This window comes from Bacteroidales bacterium (assembly GCA_018334875.1).
Lineage (GTDB): Bacteria > Bacteroidota > Bacteroidia > Bacteroidales > UBA12077 > JAGXLC01.
In genome coordinates this window covers 1-2,829 of sequence record JAGXLC010000494.1, presented here as the reverse complement: position 1 = coordinate 2,829, position 2,829 = coordinate 1, and the positions used below count along the sequence as shown (strand labels likewise).

Annotated in this window: 2 protein-coding genes; both read right to left on the bottom strand. The window is 43.3% G+C overall.

The annotated features are described in order from the left end of the window. Positions 1–34: 34 nt before the first annotated feature. Positions 35–334, bottom strand: coding sequence for a hypothetical protein (locus KGY70_20345; protein MBS3777555.1), 300 nt, complete (start codon positions 332–334; stop codon positions 35–37). A gap of 165 nt (positions 335–499) precedes the next feature. Next, positions 500–2,674 carry a HAMP domain-containing protein gene (locus tag KGY70_20340; protein MBS3777554.1) on the bottom strand — a complete coding sequence of 725 codons (2,175 nt, stop codon included), beginning with the start codon at positions 2,672–2,674 and terminating at the stop codon, positions 500–502. Positions 2,675–2,829 lie beyond the last annotated feature (155 nt).

Sequence of the window (2,829 nt, the reverse complement as noted above, 5' to 3'; positions counted from 1 at the left end):
GTCTTCAATGCCCAGGTTGTATTCAAATTCGTTTTCAATAGGTGGAACCCTTGTAAACCTGTTCGTATTTTTTGTCTGCCCCCATGGCTTTCGAATAGGGGTCCGTTAACACATTGAACTCACCGATGCCCTCATCCATATCGGACAAACCCAGAAGATCCTTTTGTTTCCGGTTGATCTTAAATGAATAACCGTCTTTATCGAACACCTGAATGCCCAGTGGGAGGTTATCCACAATATTCTTGTAGAGAAAATTGGATTGTTCCAATTGTTCAATGCGTTGCTCCAGATCCGCTATTCTTTTTTTCAATCTGGAAGAGCTTTCATCTTTCATAATTTTCCACTATATATTTCCTTATACCATACGTATCAAAAAAACAGAAGTTCTATATAACTCAGTAAGAATTGAAATAAAAAAGGCTGCCTTCTCAGACAGCCTTTCTTAAAACAACCCTAAACCTAAGCAAAATGAAAAATTCAAATTAAAAAGCAAACATGATTAATAATTTTCAAAATCGCTGTCATCCTTTTTCTGATTGGACATCTTCAGGTCGACGCCATCTCCGTTACCCTTGGATTCATTACCGGATTGCTGTGTTGTTCCGGTTGCCTTTTGGGTTGAACCAGTATGTTGTTGCTGTGCGGCCTGCTTTTGTTCAGGCTGTTGCTGGGTCTTTCCCTGTTGTTGAGCATTTTGTTGTTGATTTTGCTGATGACCCTGCTGATTCATGTGCTCAAACTGAAGGTTCTTCTGCTCACGGGTTTCATACCGTTTTTTATCCTCCCCATTCAGTTTAAAAAAGCTGATCACCTGCTTCAACTGGTCGGCCTGGCTGGACAATTCCTCTGCATTGGATGCCAGTTCTTCCGAGGAAGAAGCGTTTTGCTGGGTAACCTGGTTCAACTGCTGGATGGCATTGTTCACCTGATCCGCTCCGCTGTTCATCTCATTGCTTGCAGCGGTGATCTCCTGAACCAGATTGGAAGTCTTTTCTACTTCAGGTACGATCTCTTCCAACTGTTTTCCAGCTTGTTCAGAAATCTGTACACCGGATTTGGATTTCTCATCAATCTCGCTCGCCGCTTCGGCGCTTCTTTCAGCAAGCTTACGTACTTCTGATGCCACTACGGCAAAACCTTTTCCGTGTTCACCGGCTCTTGCGGCTTCCACAGCAGCATTCAATGCCAGGATATTGGTCTGGAAGGCAATGTCATTGATGACGGAAATTTTATCGGCAATTTCCTTCATCGATTCAACAGAACTCTGAGAGGCCTCGTTACCCTTCTTAATGCTTTCAGCAGCATTATTTGAAATTTTTTCGGTTTGCTGGGCATTGTCCGTATTTTGCTGAATGTTGGATTTCATCTGTTCCATAGAGGAAGAGACCTCTTCGGCAGATGATGCCTGCTCACTGGAACCCTGGGACATTTCCTGGGAATTGGAGCTCATCTGCTCACTTGCCGAGGCAATGTTTTCCGCTCCATTCTGCACATTGGCCACAACTTCTCTCAACTTATCGGCCATATTATTCAGCGCTTTGGACAATTTTCCTATTTCATCATTCTGTTCAACATCCAAAGATGCCCTCAAATCTCCATCTGCCAGTTGCTGGGCAAAAGTCACCCCTTTATTGATGGGATTGGCAATGGAACGTGCAAACACTATAGAAACCACTACAATGATGATACCCACAACAATGGCTACAATAATGATTTCATTTCCAAGGGTTTTTACGGGCTCCATAACTTCTGCCTCATCAATTTCGGCCATCATGGCCCAGGTTACATCACCGAACTGGACGGGAGTATAGGATGAAAGCACCGGGTTTCCGTTGTAATCGATGATTATTTCGGTATTTGACTGACCGTTCAGGGCGTTACGAACTGCTTCGGTATTCACCCCATTTTCCTCGACGGTTCCCTGAAGAGAAGCTTCCACAGAGTGTCCTTCGGGATCAAGATAGGAATCCGAGCGCATCAGTTTATCGGGCCCGACCAAATAGGTCTCCCCGGTTTCACCCATCCCATGTCTTTCCTGCATGATCTCGTTGATGGCATCCAGAGATATCTGATAAGCCAGAACACCTATTTGTTCTCCGTCTTGATTGGTCATTGGACCGGAAACGAAAGCAGCCGGTTCATCAGAAACATCATACCAGGCAAAATCCGTAAGCGCATATTCATTTTGCCCTTTATTAAAGGCTTCTGCAAGAGGAGAATCCGACAAAGATCCGGATTTTAGGTTTTCTCCCAGATCGGATTCTTCTGCCACGGTATACACCACTTCCCCGTCATTGGATATAAAAAAGAGATCATAATATTCATACTGCGTCACATATTCTTCCAGCTTGGGTCCGTGGGTGCTTTTCCATTGCTGATAGACATCGCTGTTCAATCCGCTGGTATCATAAGCGGAAATAAACCGTTCGCCGGCCATCTGCACGGCGGTGTTGACTGAATAAACCTTAATATCGGCAATTCTTTCCTCAAAAAAACTGTTTATCTGATTTTTCTTGATCTCTCTTACTGCCGTCAATTCGTGCTCAGCACTTTCGTTCAAAGCTTCCCTGGACTCATTAAATGAAATAACTCCAAGTGCTGCGATTGCTGCTATTCCTATTGTCAGGAATACAATGATTAATTTGTTTGAAATCTTAACGTCTTTCCATTTCATAATGTAATAATTTTAAATTTATGTATTTCTTAAAATCCTAAACCAATATTTATCCCATAAACAAGTGCATTGGATTCTCCCAAATCGAAGTTGATGGAGGGAGATAGCGATAGCTTACCGATATGAAAACCATACCCTGCCCCAAGACGGAATGC